The organism is Streptomyces hydrogenans, assembly GCF_014656075.1.
Taxonomy (GTDB): domain Bacteria; phylum Actinomycetota; class Actinomycetes; order Streptomycetales; family Streptomycetaceae; genus Streptomyces; species Streptomyces hydrogenans.
The window spans coordinates 53122-75075 of sequence record NZ_BNBS01000031.1 but is presented as its reverse complement, the minus strand read 5'-3'; the positions used below and the strand labels follow the sequence as shown (position 1 = coordinate 75075).

Annotated in this window: 19 protein-coding genes and 1 pseudogene; 16 read left to right on the top strand and 4 right to left on the bottom strand. The window is 74.1% G+C overall.

Annotated features, from left to right (window positions below; all coding sequences use genetic code 11):
* Positions 1-95: 95 nt before the first annotated feature.
* A complete protein-coding gene (locus tag IE321_RS15870) occupies positions 96-980 on the bottom strand; it encodes a helix-turn-helix transcriptional regulator (protein WP_043232496.1) in 885 nt (294 codons plus the stop codon).
* Positions 981-1372: 392 nt separating this feature from the next.
* On the opposite strand from IE321_RS15870, the gene IE321_RS15865 reads away from it, so the two are divergent.
* Together IE321_RS15865 and IE321_RS15860 are read left to right on the top strand one after the other, a co-directional pair.
* Positions 1373-2068, top strand: coding sequence for a class I SAM-dependent methyltransferase (locus IE321_RS15865; protein WP_226651413.1), 696 nt, complete (start codon positions 1373-1375; stop codon positions 2066-2068).
* Between the two features lie 45 nt (positions 2069-2113).
* On the top strand, positions 2114-2677 hold the full coding sequence (locus IE321_RS15860) for a flavodoxin family protein (protein ID WP_043232500.1): 564 nt from the start codon (positions 2114-2116) through the stop codon (positions 2675-2677).
* A gap of 69 nt (positions 2678-2746) precedes the next feature.
* On the opposite strand, the gene IE321_RS15855 is transcribed toward IE321_RS15860, so the two are convergent.
* Positions 2747-3694: a LysR family transcriptional regulator gene (locus IE321_RS15855; protein ID WP_190223365.1), complete on the bottom strand. Its 948-nt coding sequence runs from the start codon at positions 3692-3694 to the stop codon at positions 2747-2749.
* Between the two features lie 83 nt (positions 3695-3777).
* Here IE321_RS15855 and IE321_RS15850 point away from each other — a divergent pair, with 83 nt between their 5' ends.
* Positions 3778-4947 (top strand): nuclear transport factor 2 family protein, encoded by a 1170-nt coding sequence (locus IE321_RS15850; protein WP_372470206.1) that lies wholly within the window; start codon positions 3778-3780, stop codon positions 4945-4947.
* A gap of 399 nt (positions 4948-5346) precedes the next feature.
* Here the strand turns inward: IE321_RS15850 and IE321_RS15845 are convergent, their stop codons facing one another.
* On the bottom strand, positions 5347-6063 hold the full coding sequence (locus tag IE321_RS15845; protein WP_190223363.1) for a MerR family DNA-binding transcriptional regulator: 717 nt from the start codon (positions 6061-6063) through the stop codon (positions 5347-5349).
* Positions 6064-6277: 214 nt separating this feature from the next.
* Between IE321_RS15845 and IE321_RS15840 the strand changes: the two genes are divergently transcribed.
* The 7 genes and pseudogenes from IE321_RS15840 to IE321_RS15810 all read left to right on the top strand — a co-directional run.
* The gene (locus IE321_RS15840) at positions 6278-7504 is read left to right on the top strand and encodes an erythromycin esterase family protein (RefSeq protein ID WP_190223362.1); all 1227 of its coding nucleotides are present in this window, start codon (positions 6278-6280) and stop codon (positions 7502-7504) included.
* Between the two features lie 97 nt (positions 7505-7601).
* On the top strand, positions 7602-8651 hold the full coding sequence (locus IE321_RS15835; RefSeq protein WP_190223361.1) for a GHMP family kinase ATP-binding protein: 1050 nt from the start codon (positions 7602-7604) through the stop codon (positions 8649-8651).
* Positions 8652-8656: 5 nt separating this feature from the next.
* Complete coding sequence (locus IE321_RS15830; protein ID WP_190223360.1) at positions 8657-9880, top strand: aminotransferase-like domain-containing protein; 1224 nt, start codon at positions 8657-8659, stop codon at positions 9878-9880.
* A gap of 207 nt (positions 9881-10087) precedes the next feature.
* Positions 10088-10531 (top strand): cell division protein SepF, encoded by a 444-nt coding sequence (locus tag IE321_RS15825; protein WP_043232592.1) that lies wholly within the window; start codon positions 10088-10090, stop codon positions 10529-10531.
* Positions 10532-10922: 391 nt separating this feature from the next.
* Entirely contained in the window at positions 10923-12167 is a 1245-nt protein-coding gene (locus IE321_RS15820) for an AAA family ATPase (protein ID WP_226651415.1), read from the top strand.
* Complete coding sequence (locus IE321_RS15815) at positions 12164-12550, top strand: nucleotide pyrophosphohydrolase (protein WP_190223358.1); 387 nt, start codon at positions 12164-12166, stop codon at positions 12548-12550. Before IE321_RS15820 ends, IE321_RS15815 begins: the two co-directional genes overlap by 4 nt.
* 126 nt (positions 12551-12676) lie before the next feature.
* Positions 12677-13165: pseudogene (locus IE321_RS15810) on the top strand (DUF6099 family protein); the annotation flags it as partial.
* Between the two features lie 280 nt (positions 13166-13445).
* Here the strand turns inward: IE321_RS15810 and IE321_RS15805 are convergent.
* Positions 13446-13700, bottom strand: coding sequence for a hypothetical protein (locus tag IE321_RS15805; protein ID WP_226651416.1), 255 nt, complete (start codon positions 13698-13700; stop codon positions 13446-13448).
* A 263-nt stretch (positions 13701-13963) separates the two neighbouring features.
* Here IE321_RS15805 and IE321_RS15800 point away from each other — a divergent pair, with 263 nt between their 5' ends.
* The 6 genes from IE321_RS15800 (at position 13964) to IE321_RS15775 (ending at position 21911) form a co-directional block, all read left to right on the top strand.
* Positions 13964-14887: an LLM class F420-dependent oxidoreductase gene (locus IE321_RS15800; RefSeq protein WP_043232719.1), complete on the top strand. Its 924-nt coding sequence runs from the start codon at positions 13964-13966 to the stop codon at positions 14885-14887.
* 4 nt (positions 14888-14891) lie between these two features.
* On the top strand, positions 14892-15794 hold the full coding sequence (gene mmuM / locus IE321_RS15795) for a homocysteine S-methyltransferase (RefSeq protein WP_190223357.1): 903 nt from the start codon (positions 14892-14894) through the stop codon (positions 15792-15794).
* 114 nt (positions 15795-15908) lie between these two features.
* A complete protein-coding gene (locus IE321_RS15790; RefSeq protein ID WP_190223356.1) occupies positions 15909-16190 on the top strand; it encodes a hypothetical protein in 282 nt (93 codons plus the stop codon).
* 127 nt (positions 16191-16317) lie between these two features.
* Positions 16318-17805 (top strand): 3' terminal RNA ribose 2'-O-methyltransferase Hen1, encoded by a 1488-nt coding sequence (locus IE321_RS15785; RefSeq protein ID WP_190223355.1) that lies wholly within the window; start codon positions 16318-16320, stop codon positions 17803-17805.
* Positions 17802-20381, top strand: a complete 2580-nt coding sequence (locus tag IE321_RS15780) for a polynucleotide kinase-phosphatase (RefSeq protein ID WP_190223354.1) — start codon at positions 17802-17804, stop codon at positions 20379-20381. Before IE321_RS15785 ends, IE321_RS15780 begins: the two co-directional genes overlap by 4 nt.
* A 297-nt stretch (positions 20382-20678) precedes the next feature.
* Positions 20679-21911 carry an arginine deiminase gene (locus tag IE321_RS15775; RefSeq protein WP_043224633.1) on the top strand — a complete coding sequence of 411 codons (1233 nt, stop codon included), beginning with the start codon at positions 20679-20681 and terminating at the stop codon, positions 21909-21911.
* Positions 21912-21954 lie beyond the last annotated feature (43 nt).

Here is a 21954-nt window from a genome sequence, read left to right as displayed (position 1 = left end):
ACTTCGGCCGCGAGCTGCCGGACTTCACCTGGGAGCGCACCGACCGCGTCGACGCGCTCCGCGCCGCGGCGGGTGTCTAGCCCGTGTCCCGCGGATCAGGGCGGACAGGCCCGGTCGCTCTCCGGCTCGGGGAGCAGCCCCCTGGTCGCGATCAGATAGCCGAGCTGCGCCCGGCTGACGCTGCCGAGGCGCCGCGAGATCCGGCTGATGTACTCGGCCACGGTGCGCCTGCTGATGCCGAGCCCGCGCGCGATCTTCTCCTCGGTGTGCCCGGCGACCAGGAAGCGGACGATGCTCTGCTCCAGCTCGGAGACGACGATCTCCGGGCGCTTGCCGGCGGCCGGGTCCACCAGGGTGCCGCGCGCCCAGGCGCACTCGAAGACATTGGCCAGATAACGGACGACATGGGGGTCCCGCACCTCCAGTGCTTCTTCCGGAGAATGCGAAAGAGTGGGAATGAAAGCGACGGTGCGATCGCAGATGATGACCCGGTCGAACATCTCGTCCACGGTCCTGATGTTTCCGCCGGCTTCCACGACGGTGCGAATGTAATCAGCCGTGGGAGGATGATTCCACACCGCGTGCTGATAAAGGGTGCGCTGCGAAACGCCTCTCGACAGCAGGTCCAGATTCCGCTGGACCACCGTCTCCAGGATCTCCGGCGGCCGCCGGCCGCCCGGCTGGGCCGTCAGCAGCTCGGCCTTGCACAGGCCCACCGCGGCGTCGATCGTCTCCGCGATCTCCGCCGCGCCCCGTAACACCGACGAGGACTGCGGGCCGCTCTGGCGGGCCTCGGTGTACACGGCTTCCGCGGTCTCGAACGTCTTGGTCAGGGCGTCGAGTCTGCGCCGGCCCTCGGCGAGCGTCTGCTCCAGAGGCGCCAGCGTCCGACCTGCGGCGATCGTCGGAGTGACGGGTGCCAGGAGGCCGGGCTCCCCGGGGATCGGCACCAGCAGTCCGAGGTCGGTCGCGCAGTGCACCGGTGGGTCGGCGGGGACCGACCCACCCGCGACGGCGCTTTCGTAACGACGTAGACCCGGCTCGCAGAGCCCTGGTCCACATGGCGTGCCATCACATCCTGTTTGCGACATTTGCCCCCCTGCGTGATCATGCGCTGCGCATACATGTTAGGGCAGGGCGTTGTTGCGGCAACCGTGCTGCGGAAACCATGAGTGAACCTTCTCCGACCCTCTTCGATCCGGTACGACACCGCAATTACCAAGGGATGGAAATGCCTCATTCGATTCACAGTGAAGAGTTCCGTTCGGCGGTCGCCAGGCTGTCGGTCCCCGGAATGGGCACCGAAGTCGTCGGCCCGCTTCTCGCCAACCTCGTCCAATTGCTCCGGCCGCGGCGCGTGCTGGAGGTCGGGATGGGGTACACGACCCCCTTCCTCGCCGCCGCTCTCGCCGAGGCGGAACGGACGGTCGAGGCCGAATCCGTCGCGCTCGCCGCGAAGACCCGGGAACACCTGGACGCCGGCCGCGCGCTCGACGACAGCTGGCTGCTGGCCGAGCCGCCGCTCGTCACGCCCTCGCTGCACCTGGAGCCGTACCGGCCCGTCCTCGCCGCCGTCGACAACCTCTCGATCGCCGAGTCCTCCGCCGGCCGGGTCCGCGAGGTGCTCGCCGAACTCGGCCTGGACGAGCGGGTGACCGTCGTCAACGCCGACCTGAAGGACTCGCTGGACAAGCTCCCCGAGGAGCTGACCCCCATCGACTTCGCCTGGGTCGACGCCTGGGAGTGCCTGTGGTTCTTCGACCACTTCTGGCCCCTCATCAACCCCGACGGCGGCCTCGTCGTCATGCACTACCTGATGACCTACCCGGAGGGGGACGCCGTCCGCCGCTACATAGCGAAGTTCCAGGAGCGCCACCCGGGCGAGCTGGAGGTCGTCAGCCTGCTGGAGTCGCAGAAGCTGATGCAGAACAGCGTCACGATCCTGCGCCGCACCTCCGGGGCGAGCAAGCTGCGCTACGCCGGCACCGGCGGCCGCATCGACTACTCGGACCAGCTGCACAGCGACGCCCGGGAGCACCTGCGGAGGGTCGCCGACCGGACCGCCTGACCCCTCCGCCTGACCGCCTGACCACGACGAGCAGTGAGGACTGCTGTGACTGCCACGCTCGAATCGGTACGGAGCCGGAGCTTCGCCTTCATCCTGGGCAGCCCGCACGGCGGCGGGAACACCGAGGCCCTGGCCCGCTACGCGGCCGAGGGCCTCCCGTCGGACGCCGGCGCCGGCTGGCTCAGCCTGAGCGAACTGCCGCTCCCGGCCCGGCCGGCCGGGCCCCTCCCGCAGGGCCCGGAGAAGGTGCTGCTCGACGCGACGCTGGACAGCACCGACCTCGTCCTCGCGTCCCCCCTCCACTGGTACAGCGTCTCCGCCGCCACGAAGCTCTACCTGGACTACTGGGCCCGCTGGAGCGGACTGCCGGACGTCGCCTTCCGGGAGCGGATGCGGGGCAAGAACCTGTGGGCCGTCACGGCGTACGCCCGGGGCGACGACACCGACACCGAACCCCTCACGGGCATGCTCCGCCGCACGGCCGACTACCTCGGCATGCACTGGCGCGGAGCCCTCCTCGCCCGCGCCCACCGCGAGGGCGACCTGGAGGCGGACCCGGCGGCCCTGGCCCGCGCCGCCACCTTCTTCGCCCCGCCCCACCACCCGTGACGCACGCGGCCCATGACCCGCGGCACGTGGACGGACGCGCCGCCCCCCCCCCCCCCCGCGCCGCCCGTCTCACGTGCGGCGGTCCGTGGCGGCCTTCCGGGCCGCGGGCGGTTGCGGTTGCGGTTGCGGGGGGCTTGGGGCGAAGGCCGCCGCGAGGTGGTCGAGCAGCGGCGCCGCGGAGGGATGCGGATCGCGGCGCGGGGTGACCGCGTAGATCCCCCGGGTCGGCGGATCGACGAGACCCACCGTGGTCACGTCGGTCCGCAGCGCGCGGGCCAGCACCCCGGGAATCAGCGCGATGGCGTGCCCGGTCGCGACCAGGGCCAGCTTGCCGAGCAGATCGGCCGCGGCCAGCTCGATCCGGGCGGTGAGTCCGGCCCGGGCGGCGTGCTGGCGCAGCAGCGCGGCCGAGCCGTCGTCGTCCTCCACCCAGATCTGGTCGGCCAGCGTCCGCAGCGGCACCGGGCCGTGCCCGGCCCGCGGATGCCCGACGGGCAGGGCGACGACCATCTCGTCGAGCCCGAGGAAGCGGCGTTCGACCCGGGGCTCATGGGGCAGTCCGGGCGGCGCGTCGGTGACGACGGCGAGGTCGAGATCGCCGGCGATCACCCGGTTGTGCAGGGGCGCGCTCAGCCCGGGGAGCAGGCTCCACCGGAGCGATCCGGCCTGCTCCAGCAGGGCCCGGACGGCCTCGGGGACGATCCCCGCGGCGAGGGAGGGCGTGGCGCCGACGGCCAGCGGCCGGTCGAACGCCCCGTCCCGCACCTCCCGCACGGCGCGCACCGCGCGGTCGGCCTCGTCGAGCGTGGCCACGGCATGGCGCCGGAAGACCTCGCCGGCGGGTGTCGGGCGCACTCCGCGCGCGTGCCGCTCGATCAGTGCCGTGCCGAGCTGCCGCTCCAGTCCGGCGATCTGCCGGGAGACCGCCGACTGCGTGTGATGGAGCTCGGCGGCGGCCGCCGACAGCGACCCGAGCCGGCACACGGTCACGAAGGTCCGCCACACCGTCAGTTCCATGGCGCCAGTATGCCCAGCGGGTATGCGGTTCCCGCAGAGGCGCCCTGCGGGATCTGCGCTTGTCGCAGGCATCGCGGTGCACCATCGTGATCCGTATGACTGCACCACACAGGATCGCCGTCCTCGGCCTGGGGCGCATGGGCGAAGCGATCGCGGCACGACTCGCCGCGCAGGACCACGACGTCGTCGGCTGGACCCGCTCCGGGCGCGCCTCGGACGCCGTCAAGACCGCCACCGACCCGGGCGAGGCGGTGGCGGGGGCCGACGTCGTCGTCCTGGCGCTCTTCGACGGCCCGGCCTGCCGCCAGGTCCTCGACGGCGTCCGCGACGCCCTGCGGCCGGAGACGGTGGTGGTGAACACCGGCACGGTCGCCCCCGCCGAGGCGGCCGAGCTGGCCCGGCTCCTGGGCCCGTCCTACGTCCACGCGCCCGTGCTCGGCTCCGTACCGGCCGTCGCCGCGGGCGCCCTGAAGATCCTCGCCGCGGCCGGTCCCGGCACGCTCGACCGCGTCCGGCCGGTCCTGGAGGCACTGGGCACCGTACGGCCCCTGGACGACGCCTCCACCGCCGCCGCGCTCAAGCTGGTCGCCAACAACAGCCTGGCCGGCTCCGTCCTCGCCCTGCGCGACGCCCTGCAGCAGGCCGACGCCCTCGGGCTGCCCCGCGCCGAGGCCCTGGACATCCTCGAACTCGGCCAGCTCGGCGGCCTCGTGGCCCGCAAGCGCCCGTTCCTCCTTGACGAACCGGCCGCCTCCGCCGCCGAGTTCACGATCGGCGCACTGGCCAAGGACATGGCCCTGCTGGGTGACGCCTCGGGCCTCCCCGTGCGCAACGCGGCCGGTCTGACCGGCACCCCCGCCGGCCCCGAGGCGGACATCGCCCTCGCCGCCACGGTCCCCGCCGTGGACGACGCGGTCCTCGAACCGCTCCGCGCCTACGTCCGCGGACACGCCACCGGCGACCCGGCCCACTTCCGCGACGCCTTCCTCCCCACCGCCCACGTCGAGGGCGTCCGGGACTCCGCCTTCGTCTCGTGGCCCCTGGACGAGTACTGCGCCCTCTTCAAAGGCAGCCCGGCCCCCGACGAGCCCACCCGCTCCCGCCGCGTCGACTCCGTCGAGGTCCACGGCACCGTGGCGACCGCCACCATGACCCTCGTCCACGGCCCGGACACCTTCACCGACATCTTCCTGCTGGTCCGCACCGACACCACCTGGCGCATCGCCAACAAGGCGTACCACCGCCACGCCTGAGAGGCGCCGGCCCGCTCTCCCGCGGTCCTCCCGTGCCGTCCCGCCGCGGTCCCGGACGCCGGGCCGCGGCGGGGCGGAGCCCGGTAGACCTTCGCGACCCACCCCGTGTGGTTCGCGATGCGCTCCACCGAGCGGGGTCGCCGCGATGCTGCGGCACGCGGATGTCCTTGAGGTCCTGAGCGGTCAGCCGGTGACGACGTCCCGCATCGCCCGGCGCACGTTGATCCTGGTCGAGCACTCTCTCATCGCGGCCTGTGCGGGGCCCGGTCTGATCTCTCCCGCGGTGTGGATCCCGGTCCGACGCCCCCAGGGGGCCACGACCTCGGCATCCCGGCCCCCGAGGTCGCGGACCCCTGGGCGAGGAACGCCGGCGTCGGTGCGGAACCGTCGGGCGGCCCGTCAGTCCGCCCTCGCCCCGGCATAGTCCGAGAGCAGGGCCGCCGCCTTCAGCATGGCCAGGCCGCGGGCGGTGACGCGGGCGCGCCAGTCGGTCAGGGCCGCTTCCAGGGTCCGGGTGTCGCCCGCCGTGCGGACCTCCTGGACGACGGTGGCGATGAGGGGCAGGGGGCGGTGGCCGCGGCGGAGGAAGTGGGCCAGTTCGGCGTCGCGGACGTCGTCGGCGTCGTAGGTGCGGTGGTTCGTGGCGGGGCGGCGGTCGGGGGCCAGGACACCCGCCCGCTCCCAGGCGCGGATGGTCGCCACGCCGACGCCCAGACGGCGGGCCAGCTCGCCGATCGTGAACGGCTGCGCGACGCGCGCGGCCGGCCGCCGCGCGCCGGACGGACGGCCGTGGAGGTGGGCCAGGACCTCGCCGACCGCGTCCAGCGTTCCCCGGTCGCGGAGGAGTTCGGCATGGCTCCGGTCCACCGCCGTCAGGGCGTCGTTCCACCGCCCCTCCACCGCGGCGCGCATGATCGTGCCCGCTTCGGCGTAGCCGTGGGCCGGGATCAGGGCCAGGTACGTGCGCAGGGCCGCCGCGTGCCGCCCGGTGTAGCGGCGGTAGCCGGTCTCGCTGCGGCCGGCCGGCGGGAGGAAACCGTCGCGCTCGTAGTTGCGGACCGTCTGCGGGGAGAGGCCGTGCTCCCGGGCCAGGTCGGCCGGGCGGAGGTAGGTCATGTTTGAGACTTTACGGGGCCGGGATGCGGTACGAGAGCCGCAGTCCGCAGCCCAAGTCTCAAGCGAATGTGCAGGTGTAGCTTCCATCCCAGGGGCGATCGCGACGAGGGCGTTCGCTCACCGCTCCCTCCCCTTTGCTCCCTGCTCCCGCTCTCTGTTTCCTGCTCCCTGCTCTCGTACGAATCCTCCCGGGGTTCGGTGAAAGGTCGCGCAGATGACTACGCACACTGCTGAAAGCGCCACCCGTCCCGTCGGCGCGGCCGATCTCGTGGAGGCCGTCCGCAGGCAGCCGCGGGTGCTCGCCCTCGGCGAGCCCACCCATGGCGAGGACGCCCTGCTCGACGTGCGGAACGTCCTCTTCCGGGAGTTGGTCGAGGAGTACGGGTACCGGACCGTCGCGATCGAGAGCGACTGCCTGGCCGGGCTGGTCGTCGACGCCTACGTGACCTCCGGCGCCGGTGACCTCGACGACGTCATGGCGCGCGGCTTCAGCCACGGCTTCGGCGGATCGGCCGCCAATCGCGAACTGGTCCGCTGGATGAGCGAGTTCAACGCCGCGCGGCCCGCCGCCGAGCAGGTGCGGTTCGCCGGTTTCGACGGTCCGCTGGAGACGGGCGGGGCCGCGAGCCCGCGGCAGGCCCTCGCCGCGCTCCACGCCCACCTCGCCGCGCGCTGCGACGCCTCGGCGCTGCCCTGCACCCCCGAGACCCTCGACGGGCTCCTCGGCGCCGACGCCCGCTGGACCGAGCCGGCGGCGATGCGGGACCCGTCCCGGTCCGTCGGGCGGACGCCCGACGCCGAGCGGCTGCGCCTGATCGCCGACGACCTCGCCGCCCTGCTCGACGCCCAGGTGCCGGACCTGGGGGACCCGGACGAGCGCGAGGCGTGGGACCGGGCCCTGCTCCACGCCCGTACCGCCACCGGACTCCTGCGCTACCACTCCTGGATGGCCGACACCTCACCCGGCCGACTCGGACGGCTGCTCACCCTGCGCGACGCCATGATGGCCGGCCGGCTGCTCGCCCTCGCCGAGCGCGGCCCGGTCCTCGCCCACGGACACCACGCGCACCTCCAGCGCGAGCGCAGCGCGATGCACCTGGGTGGGCGGCGGGAGGAGTGGTGGGGCGCCGGGGCGATCGTCGCCTCCCGGCTCGGCGAGGAGTACGCCTTCGTCACCACCGCCCTCGGCACCATCCGGCACCGCGGGGTCCAGGACCCGCCGCCGGACACCGTCGAGGGGCTGCTGCACGCGCTCCCCGAGGACCGGTACCTCGTCGACGTACGCCTGCTGGCCGCCGCGCTCGGAGACGTACCGCCCGCTCCCCGCACATCCCCCTGGTACGGCTACGCGCCCCTGGACCCGACGCGGCTCGCCGGCATGGACGCCCTCGTCTTCGTGAAGGACGCGCCCGAGGGGCCGGAGTGGTGGCCCGCCGGCTGACCCTCCTGCCACGCGGTGCGGGGCGGGGCGGTGCGGGCCGGGCTGGTCCCCGCACCCCGCCGGAGGTGTACGGGCCGCCGGAGGTCAGACTCTCCCCGTGACCACCAGCACCTCCCACCCCCACCCCCACCCTCACTCCCACCCCCATCCTCACTCCAGCCCCGCCCCCACCCCGGGGACCGGTCACGCCCCCTCCCATCACGGCGAACTCCTCCAAGGGGTCTTCCTCGACACCGACGGACGCCCCCGTGCCGGACTCGTCACCCTCCCCGTGGACACCCCCGGCACCCGCGCCGACTTCACGCCCCGCCCCGGCACCCCGCCCGACGCCGTCGCCGTCGTGCCCGGAGGACGTACGAAGGCCGCCCGGGCCGCGCGGTTCGCCGTCGCGCTGTGCGCGGAACGCACCGGGCGGCCCGCCTGCGGCGGCACGTTGCGGCTGGCCGGGGGCGTGCCGCTCGGGCTCGGCATGGGCAGTTCCACCAGCGACGTGCTCGCGAGCGTGCGCGCCGTCGCCGACGCGTACGGGCTCCGCCTCGACGCCGGTGCCACCGCGCGGCTCGCCGTCCGCGCCGAGCGTGCCAGCGACCCGCTCATGCTCGACGCCCGGCCCGTCCTCTTCGCCCAGCGCGAGGGCCGGGTCCTCGAAGTCCTCGGGGCAGCCCTCCCGCCGCTCCTCGTCGTCGGGTGCCTGCTCGGCGGAGGCGCGGCCGTCGACACGCTCGGCCTGCCCGCGCCCGCGGCCACCAGCGCCGAACTGCGCGCCTACGCCCGGCTCCGCGAGCAGCTCCGGCGCGCCGTCGCCGACGGCGACGCCGCGCTCCTCGACCGGGTCGCCACCGCCAGCGCCCGACGTGCCCAACACGTCTTGAGGCACCAGGAGTTCGAGGGGCTGGTGGCCCTGGCTCGCCGTACCGGCGCCGTCGGCGTGCAGATCTCGCACAGCGGCTCCGTCGCCGGCGTCCTCCACGACCCGGCCGTCCCCGGCGTCGAGGCCCGCGCCGACGCCACCCGTCGCGCACTCGACGCCCGGCGCATCTCGTACACGCGCACCTTCACCGTCGGAGGCGACCCCAACTCGCCCCGTGGAACGGCGAGTCCGAGGGACGGATACTCCTGGACACCGAAAGGATGCTCTCTACACTGAAACGCATGCCTTCTGCCGCCCCGGTGCCCGAGCCCGCCGCCCCGCACGCCGCCGCGTCCACGCCTCCCCTCGCCTCCCGGCTGGCACACGTCGCCTCCTCTCCCGTACGGGAGATCCTGGCGCTCACGGCACGCCCCGAGGTCATCTCGTTCGCCGGCGGCCTGCCCGCCCCCGAACTCTTCGACACCGCCGGCATCAAGGCCGCCTACGAGGCCGTCCTCACGGACACCCCGCACTCCGCCCTCCAGTACTCCACCACCGAGGGCGACCCGAGCCTCCGCGAGGCCGTCGCCGCCCGGCTCACCACCCGCGGACTGGCCACCGCGTCCGACGACCTGCTCGTCACCACCGGCTCCCAGCAGGCCCTCACCCTGCTCGCCACGGCACTCCTCGAACCCGGCAGCGTCGTCCTCGTCGAGGACCCCTGCTACCTCGCCGCCCTCCAGTGCTTCGGCTTCGCCGGCGCCCGCGTCGTCCCCGTCCCCACCGACGAGGACGGCATCATCCCCGAGGCGCTCGACGAGATCGCCGCCCGCGAGAAGCCCGCCCTGCTCTACGTCGTCCCGACCTTCCAGAACCCCACCGGCCGGACCCTGCCCCTCGCGCGCCGCACCGCCGTCGCCGAGGCCGCCGCCCGCCACGGCTTCTGGATCGCCGAGGACGACCCGTACGGCGAGTTCCGCTTCGACGGCGAGCCCGTGCCGCTCATCGCCGGCCTCCCCGCCGCCGCCGACCGCACGGCCCTCCTCGGCTCCTTCTCCAAGGTCATGGCCCCCGGCCTGCGCCTCGGATTCCTGCGCGCCCCCGCCGTGCTCCGGCGCGCCTGTGTCATCGCCAAGCAGGCCGCCGACCTGCACACCTCCACCGTCGACCAGGCCGCCGTCGCCCGCTACCTCCGCGACCGCGACCTCGACGCCCACGTCGCCGGCATGCGTGCCGCGTACCGCGCCCGCCGCGACGCCATGCTCGACGGCCTGCCCGCCGCCCTCCCCGAGGGCAGCTGCTGGAACCGGCCCGAGGGCGGCATGTTCGTCTGGGCCACCCTCCCCGAGGGCCACGACGCCACCGCCCTCCTCCCCGTCGCCGTCGGCCACAACGTCGCCTACGTCCCCGGCGCCCCCTTCTTCTCCGGCACCCCCGACCCGGCCTCCCTCCGCCTCTCCTTCACCACCCACACCCCCGACGAGATCGCCGAGGGCCTGCGCCGCCTGGCCAAGATCTTCGCGTGACGCCACGGACCCGGGACGCCGTACGGCGCGCGGCGTCCGGGGCGCGCGGCGTACGCGGGGTGTGGGGAGTCCGGGGGTGTGTGGAGTCAGCGGGGCGTGCGGAGTCCGTGGGGCGTGCGGTGTCCGTGACCAGGCTGTAGTCCGTCCGTCACCCGTTCACCCGTGTCGTTGTTGGGCCGAACGGGTGAGGGGCGGGAGGATGGGGTCATGAGTAGGTACGAGAGGTACGACGTCACCGACGAGCAGTGGGAGGGTCTGGCCCAGGTCCTGCCCCTGCGCGGCCGTGACGAATGGCCGTCCAGGGTCGACCACCGCACGATCCCCGAACAGTACGAGTCCGTCGAACAGCGCCGCATGGTCGTGCTGCGGGTCCAGGTCTTCGCGGACGCCCGCGAGGTCGCCGAGTACCTCATCGCCCAGATCCCGGTCCTGCTCGACCTCACCAGCGCCGACCCCGAAGTCGCCAAGCGCGTCCTCGACTTCAGCAGCGGCGTGGTCTTCGGGCTCGGCAGCGGCATGCACCGCGTCGACCGCAACGTCTTCCTGCTGGCCCCTCCCGGGACCGAGGTCGAGAGCACCGGCGACGGCCCGGCCGGCGACGAGGACGACGAGCCCGTCGGCGCCCCGCGCGCGGGTGTCCCCCGATCGTAGGAAGGTCATCTCGGCGTAACGGTTCGTCAGCACGATCCCTGCGTACGGTCCGATCATGGACCTCACCAGCGGCCCCGCCCTCGCCCGCACGCCGGCATCCCGAACCTCCGAACCCCGTACCCCCGAACCTCGTACCCCCGACCCCCGTACCTCGGGAACCCGCACCCCCGAGTCCCGCGCCTCCGGATCGAGGAACCCCGACTCCCGGGCCTCGCGCCCGGACACCGTTCCGCACCCCCGGCCGACCCCACCGGCTCCGGTGCCGGCCCCGACCCCTGCCCCTGCCCTTTCCCCATCCCCTGACACGGCTCATGCTCCGGTTCCGGGGGCGGGTGGGGGCGGGACTCGTACGGGGGTGAGTGCGGGTACGGGGACGAGTACGGGTGCGGGTATGAGTGGGGGCGCGGCGCCGGGAACGGGTACGGGCTCCGCCACAGTTACCGGCACCACCACCGTCCCCCGGGCCCGCCCCCGTTCGCGTACCGACGGCGGTGGCGTCGGGGCCGGGCCTTCGGCCGTGCCGCGGCCGGTCGTGACGGAGCTGCGGCTCTCCGCCTACGCAGGTCGGCGGGGCGCCACGTACGGGCTCGGGCCCGTCACCCTCTTCACCGGCCCGAGCGGCAGCGGCAAGTCCACCGTCCTCGGCGCGTACGAGGCGCTCGCGCGGCTCGGCGCGGGGGACCCGCTCGCCGACGTCTTCCCCGACCCCGGCGCCCACGTCCCCGAGAGCGCCCGGCCCGACGCCCAGGGGCGCCGCGGCTTCCGCATCGGCTGCACCGTCGACGGGCCCGTCGGTCCGGTCCGGCTGGACCTGGCCGTCCAGGCCGAACCGCGGCTCCGCATCGTCGGCGAACGCCTCACCCGGCACGGCCGCACCCTCCTCACCACCGCCCTCAGGGACCCCGGCCGCGCCACCGTCCAGGCCGCCTGGCTCACGGCGGGCGCCACCCCGGTCACCCGGGCCCCGCTGCCCGACGACCTGCTCGGCACGGCGCTCCTGCCGCTGCGGGTCGCCGGCGCGACCGAGGGGCAGCGCGAGGTGCTGGCGGCCGCCGAACAGGCGGTGGTCGGCCTGCGTTCCCTCTTCCCGTGCGCCCCCGAGCCGAGCAGGATGCGCGCCCCCGTCGTCCCCGGCGAGGGGCGGCTGCTCCGCGACTGCGCCAACCTCGCGGAGGTGCTGCACCGCACCCACACCGCCTGCCCGCGCCGCCACCAGAGGCTCGCCGCCGTCGCCGGCGCGGGCTGCGCCGGGCCCGTCACCGGCGTCGGCGTGCAGGAACTGCCCGACGGAACCGTCGGCGCCCTCCTGGCGCGGGGCGCCCGGCCCGCCACCCCGCTCGGCCGCCTCGGCGACGGCGAACTCCGCTACCTCGCCCTCGCGTTGACCCTGCTCACCGGGCCCGGCATCCTCGCCATGGACCGCATCGCCGAGCTCCCGGACGCCATGCAGTGCCTCACCCTCCTCACCGATGACCTCGACCGGGGGCTCGACGGCCGCCAGTGCTCCGCCCTCCTCGGCCTGACCGCCGCCATCGCCGCCGACGGTCACATCCGGCTCGCGGGGTCGGTCCGCGAGGGCACTGCGGCGGAAGCCCGGCGGACGCCGGGGGTGACGGTGGTAGACCTGACCCCGTGACGGACACCGAACACGACGTGGCGGGGCTCCAGCGCCGCCTCGCCGCCTTCGCGGCGGCGCGGGACTGGCAGCCCTACCACACGCCCAAGAACCTGGCGGCGGCGCTCAGCGTCGAGGCCGCCGAACTCCTGGAGATCTTCCAGTGGTTGACCCCGGAGCAGGCCGAGAAGGTGATGGAGGACCCGGGCTCGGCCCACCGGGTCGAGGACGAGGTGGCCGACGTCCTCGCCTATCTCCTCCAGTTCTGCCAGGTGCTGGAGATCGACCCGCTTGCCGCGCTCGCCGCCAAGATCGACCGGAACGAGCTCCGCTTTCCACCCCGCAGACGGGACGGAACGGACGAGTCGGGCGTCGACGGGGGTGATCGTCACTCTTCGGAGTGATCGCTTCATCCGGGTCGAGATGCCTGTCCACAGATTTCCGAATTCCTCTGGTGTCGGGGTCCAGTCGGCCTCACTCTGGGTAGTGGATTGAGGGAACGGCAAGTCGCACGAACGGGGGCGGAGTTGATGGAAGCGGAGCGGCTCGTCCTGGCCGGCCTGCACGCGCTGGCCGAGAGCGGGACGGCACACGACATCGTGGCGGAAGCCTGGCAGGCCCGGGCCCTCGCCCAGGCCATAGGGAGTCACCTCGCCCTCTGCGGGCCGCTGGAGCTGCGGAGCGAGGCGCGGGGCCTGAGCGAGGCGGGCGAGTACCCGGCGTGGGGCGCGTCCGGCCCGCGCGCCGCCCGGCTGACCGAGGTCGGCGACCCGCGCTCGGCGCTGACCGCGCTGGGGGAGCTCCTCGGGGAGGTCGGCATCGCCCTCGTCGGCGTGGCCTCGGTCACCGACGACGAGGGGCTGTACTGGCAGTGCATGGAGGCGATCGACGCCGCCGACGAGGCCGGCGACCGGGTCCGGGGCATGCTGCGTCGCCTCGACGTACGAGAACAGGGCCGGGCCCGCCCTCCCGACCCGCCCCGGGGCCGAGCGGGCCCCTCGCCGACCACCCCGCACCCCAGGCCCCCCACCCCCCGCCCGGCCCCCGAGCCCGGCCGGGAACCGGGCCGGGAGCCGGAAGGGAGAGCGGGGCGGGAACTGGCGCGAGAGCCGGATCGGGAGCCGGAGAGGGAAGCCGGCAGAGGCCCGTACCGGGAGCGCGATCAGGAACGCGACCGGGCCCGGGACCGGTGAAGGTCCCGGGCCCGGAGGCGGGGAGCGGGAAGCGGGAAGCGGAGTGGAGAAAGAGGACGAGAGGGGAAGGAGAGGGGAAGGGTAAGGGGAGCGGAAAGGCGGTCGGTCAGCGCCCCTCGCGGTCGCCGGGGCTGCCGCCGTACGCCTCGCCGGCGGCGCCCGGCTCCAGGCGCTCCGCCGTGGACTGGAGGTCGGCGTCCAGCTGGGAGAGGTCGGCGGAGAGGGCGGCCATCAGCTCCTCCATCTGCTGGAGCAGCCCCTTCGGGGCTCCCGGAGCCTGCTGCTCGGGCACGGACTGCGGCACGGAATGCGGCACGTGCTGCTCGGGCAGTGCCTGCTCCGACGCGGCTTCCTGGGACATCGCGGCCTCCTCGACCCGGACCCCGACCGGCTCGGACGGGACCACGGGGGAAGAACGACGCACCGGCTGCGCCGCCGGCACGCGGGCCGGGCGGTCCGGCTCCGCCCGAGCAAACGACGGGGCCCGGTCACGGTCACTGGCCAGCGGTGACGCGTCCCGCCAGGGGGACGGATATTCACCCGACCGTGCCGGACGGGTCCACACGCTGACGCGCGGCTTGACACGAACGGCTCGACCCGCACCCGACGGTGCAGGATGGAGGCATGGATCTTCGCATCTTCACGGAACCCCAGCAGGGCGCCGACTACGACACCCTCCTCAAGGTGGCGCGCGCCACCGAGGAACTCGGCTTCGACGCCTTCTTCCGCTCGGACCACTACCTGCGCATGGGCCCGGGTGACGGTCTGCCCGGACCGACCGACGCCTGGATCACCCTCGCGGGCCTCGCCCGGGAGACCCGGCGGATCCGCCTCGGCACCCTGATGACCGCCGGCACCTTCCGGCTGCCGGGCGTCCTCGCCATCCAGGTGGCCCAGGTCGACCAGATGTCCGGCGGGCGGATCGAGCTCGGCCTCGGCGCCGGATGGTTCGAGGAGGAGCACACCGCCTACGGCATTCCCTTCCCCAAGGAGAAGTTCGGCCGACTGGAGGAGCAGCTGGCGATCGTCACGGGCCTGTGGGAGACCGAGGTCGGCAAGACCTTCTCCTACGAGGGGAAGCACTACCGCCTCGCCGACTCGCCCGCCCTGCCCAAGCCCGCCCAGCGGAAGATCCCGGTACTGGTCGGCGGCCACGGCGCCACCCGCACGCCGAGGCTGGCGGCGCGGTACGCGGACGAGTTCAACATCCCGTTCGCGTCCCTGGAGGACACGGAGCGGCAGTTCGGCCGCGTGCGCGCCGCGGCCGAGGAGGCGGGTCGGCCCGCCGGCGACCTCGTGTACTCCAACGCGCTGGTCGTCTGCGTCGGCAAGGACGACGCCGAGGTGGCGCGCCGCGCGGCCGCCATCGGCCGGGACGTGGAGGAACTGAAGGCCAACGGCCTCGCGGGCTCGCCCGCCGAGGTCGCCGACAAGCTCGGCCGCTACGCGGCGGTCGGCTCCTCCCGGGTCTACCTCCAGGTCCTGGACCTGGACGACCTGGACCACCTGGAGCTGATCTCCGCCCAGGTCGCGCCGCAGCTGGGCTGAGCCGATGGCACCGGCCCGGACGTTCGCCCAGGCGCTCGCCGACGGGGTGCTGGTCCTCGACGGCGGGCTCTCCAACCAGCTGGAGACCCAGGGCTGCGACCTGACGGACGCGCTCTGGTCGGCGCGGCTGCTCGCCGACGCGCCCGCACAGATCGGGGCGGCCCACGCCGCCTACGTCCGGGCCGGTGCCGAGGTGCTGATCACCTCCAGCTACCAGGCCACCTACGAGGGCTTCGCCCGCCGGGGCCTGGACGGGGCGGCCACGACGGCGCTGCTGCGCCGGAGCGTGACGCTGGCCGCGGAGGCCGGGCGGGGGAGCGGCTGGGTGGCGGCCTCCGTGGGGCCGTACGGGGCGATGCTCGCGGACGGGAGCGAGTACCGGGGACGGTACGGGCTCTCCGTCCGGGAGCTGGAGCGCTTCCACCGCCCGAGGGTGGAGGTCCTCGCGGCGGCGGGGCCGGACGTGCTGGCGCTGGAGACGGTGCCGGACGCCGACGAGGCGGAGGCCCTGCTGCGGGCGGTCGCCGGGTGCGGGGTGCCGGTGTGGCTCTCGTACACGGTGGCGGGCGGCCGGACCCGGGCCGGCCAGGACCTGGCCGACGCCTTCGCGGTGGCGGCGGGGAACGACCAGGTGGTGGCGGTCGGCGTGAACTGCTGCGAGCCGGCCGAAGCGGCCGGGGCGCTGACGGTCGCCGCCGAGGTGACCGGAAAGCCCGGTGTCGTCTACCCCAACAGCGGCGAACGCTGGGACGCCACCACCCGCGCGTGGCGGGGCGGCACGGCCTTCGGCCCCGCCGAGGCCCCCGGCCTCGCGGCAGCCTGGGAGGCGGCCGGCGCCCGCCTGATCGGCGGCTGCTGCCGCGTCGGGCCCGGGACGATCGCGGCCTTGGGCGGGTGGCGGGGGTAGGGAGGGAGGGGGAGGGACGTGAGGCCCTTGGCCATTCCGTTGGATCGACGCCCCTACGCGTTTCCGGCGTGAGGGTGGTCCTTAAGCGGAATTTGCCCCTCTTCGTTGTCAGTGGTGGGTGGGATCCTGGAATCAGCTCGAAAGGAGAAGAACCCCGAAATTCCAGGAGGAAGCATCAGCACCCACACAACTCTGCCGGTACGCAAGCGCGCCGACAGGCTCAAGGCGGGCGACTACGTCAAAGGACCGAACGGTACGGCGGCAGAGATCCTGTCGATCGAAGAGGGGGTCAACCAGGACAACAGGAAATGCCTGATTCTGAGGCTCTACAGGGAAGGGGTCATGGTCGTGAAGGAATACAGGTTCGTGGACTCCTATCCCGTGCGGGACCGGTGACGAGGAGGGAGTGCGACGGCGCTCGACCGCGGCTCTCCGGGGGACCTGCGGCGGCACGGTGGCGGTGCGCTGTTCTCCGCGGGTAAATCGGTACCGTCGTGGGCGGTGACCTGCCCATACTCGACACGTGTTTCTTACGATCAGTACCACCGGCAGCCCGGAGCGACCCGCGACCGATCTCGGATTTCTGCTGCACAAGCATCCTGGGCGGGCGCAGGCGTTCTCGACCTCGCAGGGGGTCGCGCACGTGTTTTACCCCGAGGCGGGAATGGAGCGGTGTACCGCGGCGCTCCTGCTGGAGGTGGACGCCGTGGCGCTGGTGCGCCGGGGGAAGGGCAAGGGGCGGGGCGGCGCTCCGGACGCGGCGCTCGCGCAGTACGTGAACGACCGGCCGTATGCGGCGTCGTCGCTGCTCGCGGTGGCGCTCGCGCAGGTGTTCAAGACGGCGTTGCACGGGGTGTGCCGGGCGCTGCCCGAGCGGGCGGCGGCGCCGATGCCGCTGCGGATCGAGGTGCCGGTGCTGCCGGCGCGGGGCGGGGCGGCGCTGGTCCGGGAGCTGTTCGGGCCGCTGGGGTGGACGACGGTGGACGCCGAACCGCTGCCGCTGGACGCGGAGTTCCCGGAGTGGGGCGACTCGCGGTACGTGCGGCTGGTCCTCGAGGGCGAGGGGCTGCGGCTCGCGGACGCCCTGAACCAGCTGTACGTGCTGCTGCCGGTCCTCGACGACGCCAAGCACTACTGGGTGGCGCCCGACGAGGTGGACAAGCTGCTGCGGGCCGGTGAGGGCTGGCTGGCGGCGCACCCGCGGCGCGAGCTGATCACCACCCGCTATCTGTCCCGCCGCCGGAGCCTCGCCCGTGAGGCGTCGGAGCGGCTGGAACTGGTGCGGCTGGCCGAGGCCGACGGCCTCGACGTCGAGGACGTCGACAACGCCGTGGACGAGGCGAGCGACACCGAGGAGCGGCCGGTGCCGCTCGCCGAGCACCGGCGGGCGGCGATCCTGGCCGCGCTGCGGGCAGCCGGTGCGGCCCGGGTGCTCGATCTGGGCTGCGGTCAGGGGCAGTTGGTGCAGGAGCTGCTGAAGGACGTCCGGTTCACGGAGATCGTGGGCGTGGACGTGTCGGTGCGGGCGCTGACCGTCGCCGCGCGCCGGCTGCGGCTGGACCGGATGGGTGAGCGGCAGGCGGCCCGGGTGAAGCTGGTGCAGGGCTCGCTCGCGTACACCGACAAGCGGCTCGGCGGCTACGACGCGGCCGTGCTGAGCGAGGTGATCGAGCACCTGGACCTGCCGCGGCTGCCGGCCCTGGAGTACGCGGTGTTCGGCGCGGCACGGCCCCGTACGGTCGTCGTGACCACGCCGAACGTCGAGTACAACGTGCGCTGGGAGTCGCTGCCCGCCGGACACGTCCGGCACGGCGACCACCGCTTCGAGTGGACCCGGGCGGAGTTCCGCGCGTGGGCGGCCGCGGTGGCCGAACGGTACGGATACGGCGTGGAGTTCGCGCCGGTCGGGGCGGACGACCCCGAGGTGGGGGCGCCCACGCAGATGGGTGTGTTCACCTGGACCGGCGCGGAGGCCGGGAACGACGAGAAGGAGAAGGAGGGCCGGGCATGAGCGCCGACACGACCGACACCACCACCACCACCACGACGGACGCCGCCGAGAAGCGGCCGCTGCCCGTCACCGACCTGTCCCTCGTCGTGCTCGTCGGCGCGACCGGTTCGGGCAAGTCGTCGTTCGCGCGGCGGCACTTCAAGCCGACCGAGGTGGTGTCCTCGGACTTCTGCCGGGGGCTCGTCGCCGACGACGAGAACGACCAGTCGGCGTCGAAGGACGCCTTCGACGTCCTCCACTACATCGTGGGCAAGCGGCTCGCGGCCGGCCGGCTGACCGTCGTCGACGCCACCAACGTGCAGCGCGAGGCGCGCCGTCAGCTGGTGGCGCTGGCCCGCGAGCACGACGTGCTGCCGATCGCGATCGTGCTCGACCTGCCGGAGTCGGTGTGCCGGGAGCGCAACGCCCGGCGGGCCGACCGGGCCGGCATGCCCGACCATGTGATCCCCCGCCACCGGCGCGAGCTGCACCGGGGGCTGAAGGGGCTGGAGCGGGAGGGCTTCCGCAAGGTCCACGTCCTGCGGTCGGTCGTGGAGACGGACGCCGCCGAGGTGGTGCGGGAGCGCCGGTTCAACGACCTGCGGCACCTCACCGGCCCGTTCGACATCATCGGCGACATCCACGGCTGCCGGAGCGAGCTGGAGACGCTGCTCTCGCGGCTCGGTTACGTGGACGGCGCGCACCCGGAGGGCCGTACGGCCGTCTTCGTCGGCGACCTCGTCGACCGGGGCCCGGACTCGCCGGGCGTGCTGCGCCGGGTGATGGGCATGGTGGCGGCCGGGAACGCGCTATGCGTGCCGGGCAACCACGAGAACAAGCTGGGGCGCTGGCTGAAGGGCCGGAAGGTCCAGCCGACCCACGGCCTCGCCGAGACGATCGAGCAGCTGGAGCGCGAGCCCGTCGAGTTCCGGGAGGAGGTGCGGAAGTTCATCGACGGACTCGTCAGCCACTACGTCCTCGACGGCGGCGACCTGGTGGTGTGCCACGCCGGTCTGCCGGAGAAGTACCACGGCCGCACCTCGGGCCGGGTCCGCTCGCACGCGCTGTACGGCGACACGACCGGCGAGACCGACGCGTTCGGGCTGCCGGTGCGCTATCCGTGGGCGGAGGACTACCGGGGCCGGGCGACGGTCGTGTACGGGCACACGCCGGTGCCGACCACGTCCTGGATCAACAACACCATCTGCCTGGACACCGGAGCGGTGTTCGGCGGGCGGATGACCGCGCTGCGCTGGCCCGAGCGCGAGCTCGTCGACGTACCGGCCGAGCGGGTCTGGTACGAGCCGGCCCGGCCGCTGTCGTCCGAGGCGCCCGGCGGGCACGAGGGCCGGCCGCTCGACCTCGCCGACGTGCACGGCCGGCGGACGGTGGAGACCCGGCACCTGGGCAACGTGGCGGTGCGCGAGGAGAACGCGGCGGCGGCCCTGGAGGTCATGAGCCGCTTCGCGGTCGACCCCCGGCTGCTCGCCTACCTCCCGCCGACGATGGCGCCGACGCCGACCGCCCGGGCCGAGGGCTATCTGGAGCACCCCGCGGAGGCGTTCGCGCAGTACCGGGCGGACGGCGTCGAGCGGGTCGTGTGCGAGGAGAAGCACATGGGCTCGCGGGCGGTGGCGCTGGTCTGCCGGGACGCGGACGCGGCCCGGGAGCGGTTCGGCGTGGACGGGCCGACCGGCGCGCTGCACACCCGGACCGGCCGGCCGTTCTTCGACGACGCCGCCGCCACCGAGGAGGTCCTCGGGCGGCTGCGGACGGCGATCGGCGCGGCCGGGCTCTGGGAGGAGCTGGACACCGACTGGCTGCTGCTGGACGGCGAGCTGATGCCGTGGTCGCTGAAGTCCGGCGGGCTGCTGCGCCACCAGTACGCCGCGGTCGGCGCGGCCTCGGGAGCGGTCCTCCCGGAGGCCGTAAGGGCGCTGGAGTCGGCCGTCGCGCGCGGTGTCGAGGGGCTCGACGGGCTGCTCGCGGCGCAGCGGGAGCGGGCGGCGGACGCGGACGCGTTCACCGAGGCGTACCGGCGGTACTGCTGGCCGACGGACGGCCTGGACGGGGTGCGGTTCGCGCCCTTCCAGCTGCTCGCCGTGCGCGGGCGGTCGCTCGCGGACGTGCCGCACGACACGCAGCTGGGCCTGCTCGACCGGCTCGTCGAGCACGACCCGACCGGGCTGCTCCAGGTGACGCGGCGGCTCGTCGTCGACACCGGCGACGAGGAGTCCGTCCGCGCGGGCACCGACTGGTGGCTGGAACTGACCGGCGCGGGCGGCGAGGGCATGGTCGTGAAGCCGCTGGCCGCGCTGGTCGAGGACGGTTCCGGCCGTCCCGTGCAGCCCGGTGTCAAGGTGCGCGGCCGGGAGTACCTGCGGATCGTGTACGGCCCCGAGTACACCCGTCCCGAGAACCTGGCGCGGCTGCGGCAGCGCTCCCTCGGCCACAAGCGCTCCCTCGCCCTGCGCGAGTACGCGCTCGGCCTGGAGGCCCTGGCGCGCCTCGCGTCCGGCGAGCCCCTGTGGCGGGTGCACGAGGCGGTCTTCGCGGTCCTGGCACTGGAGTCGGAACCGGTGGACCCGCGGCTGTAGCGGGGAGGGCGCGGGAGGGGCGGCGGGCCCAGGCCCGGGCCAGGGGCCGGGTCCTGTACGGGGACCCGGCCCCTGGCCGGTGCGCGGAGCGGAGCCGGCCGAGCCCGTACGCGGCTCCGCGTCCGCCCCCGTTCCCGCGACTCTGCGACCGCCCCCGTACCCACGCCCCGCCCCGTACGGGACCCGGTCCCCCGCCCCACAGTCCGGCGCCCCCCAGCCCCACCGCCCCGCCCGTGGTGCGGAATTCGGCCGTGCGCGTCCCACGCGCGCGGGCGTTCGCTCCGTCAGGATGGGCGCATGGGATTCCATGTCGACTCCGAGACCGGCCGGCTCCGCCGCGTGATCCTCCACCGCCCGGATCTGGAGCTGAAGCGGTTGACCCCGTCCAACAAGGACGCCCTGCTCTTCGACGACGTGCTGTGGGTGCGGCGGGCCCGCCAGGAGCACGACGGCTTCGCGGACGTGCTGCGCGACCGGGGTGTGGAGGTGCATCTCTTCGGCGATCTGCTGGGGGAGGCGCTGGAGGTGCCGGCGGCGCGGGCGCTGGTCCTGGACCGGGTCTTCGACGAGAAGGAGTACGGGCCGCTCGCCGCGGACCACCTGCGGGCCGCCTTCGACTCGCTGGAGACCGGGGCGCTGGTGGAGGCGCTGGTGGGCGGGATGACCAAGCGGGAGTTCCTGGCGGCGCACCGGGAGCCGACGTCGGTCCGTTTCCACGCGCTGGAGCTGGACGACTTCGTGCTCGGCCCGCTGCCGAACCACCTCTTCACCCGGGACACCTCGGCGTGGATCTACGACGGGGTGTCGATCAACGCGATGAAGTGGCCGGCGCGGCAGCGCGAGACGGTGCACTTCGAGGCGATCTACAAGCACCATCCGCTCTTCACGGGCGCGGGGGCGGGGCCGTTCCACCACTGGTCGGAGGGGCAGGCGGACTACCCCTCGACGATCGAGGGCGGCGACGTGCTCGTCATCGGCAACGGCGCGGTGCTCATCGGGATGAGCGAGCGGACGACCCCGCAGGCCGTGGAGATGCTGGCGCGGGGGCTGTTCGCGGCGGGTTCGGCGCGGACGATCGTGGCGCTCGACATGCCGAAGCGGCGGGCGTTCATGCACCTGGACACGGTGATGACGATGGTGGACGGGGACACCTTCACCCAGTACGCGGGGCTCGGGATGCTGCGCTCGTACACGATCGAGCCGGGTGACGAGGGGCAGGCGCTGCGGGTGACGGACCATCCGCCGGAGCAGATGCACAGCGCGATCGCCGCCGCGCTGGGGCTCCAGGACGTGCGGGTGCTGACGGCCACGCAGGACGTGCACGCGGCGGAGCGGGAGCAGTGGGACGACGGCTGCAACGTCCTGGCGGTGGAGCCGGGGGTGGTGGTGGCGTACGAGCGGAACGTCACGACCAACACGCACCTGCGGAAACGGGGCATCGAGGTGATCGAGATCCCGGGGAGCGAGCTGGGGCGCGGCCGGGGCGGCCCGCGGTGCATGAGCTGCCCGGTGGTGCGGGACGCGGTGTGAGCGGGCGGTAAGGACACCAGACTGTATAGGCATACTAAAGTGC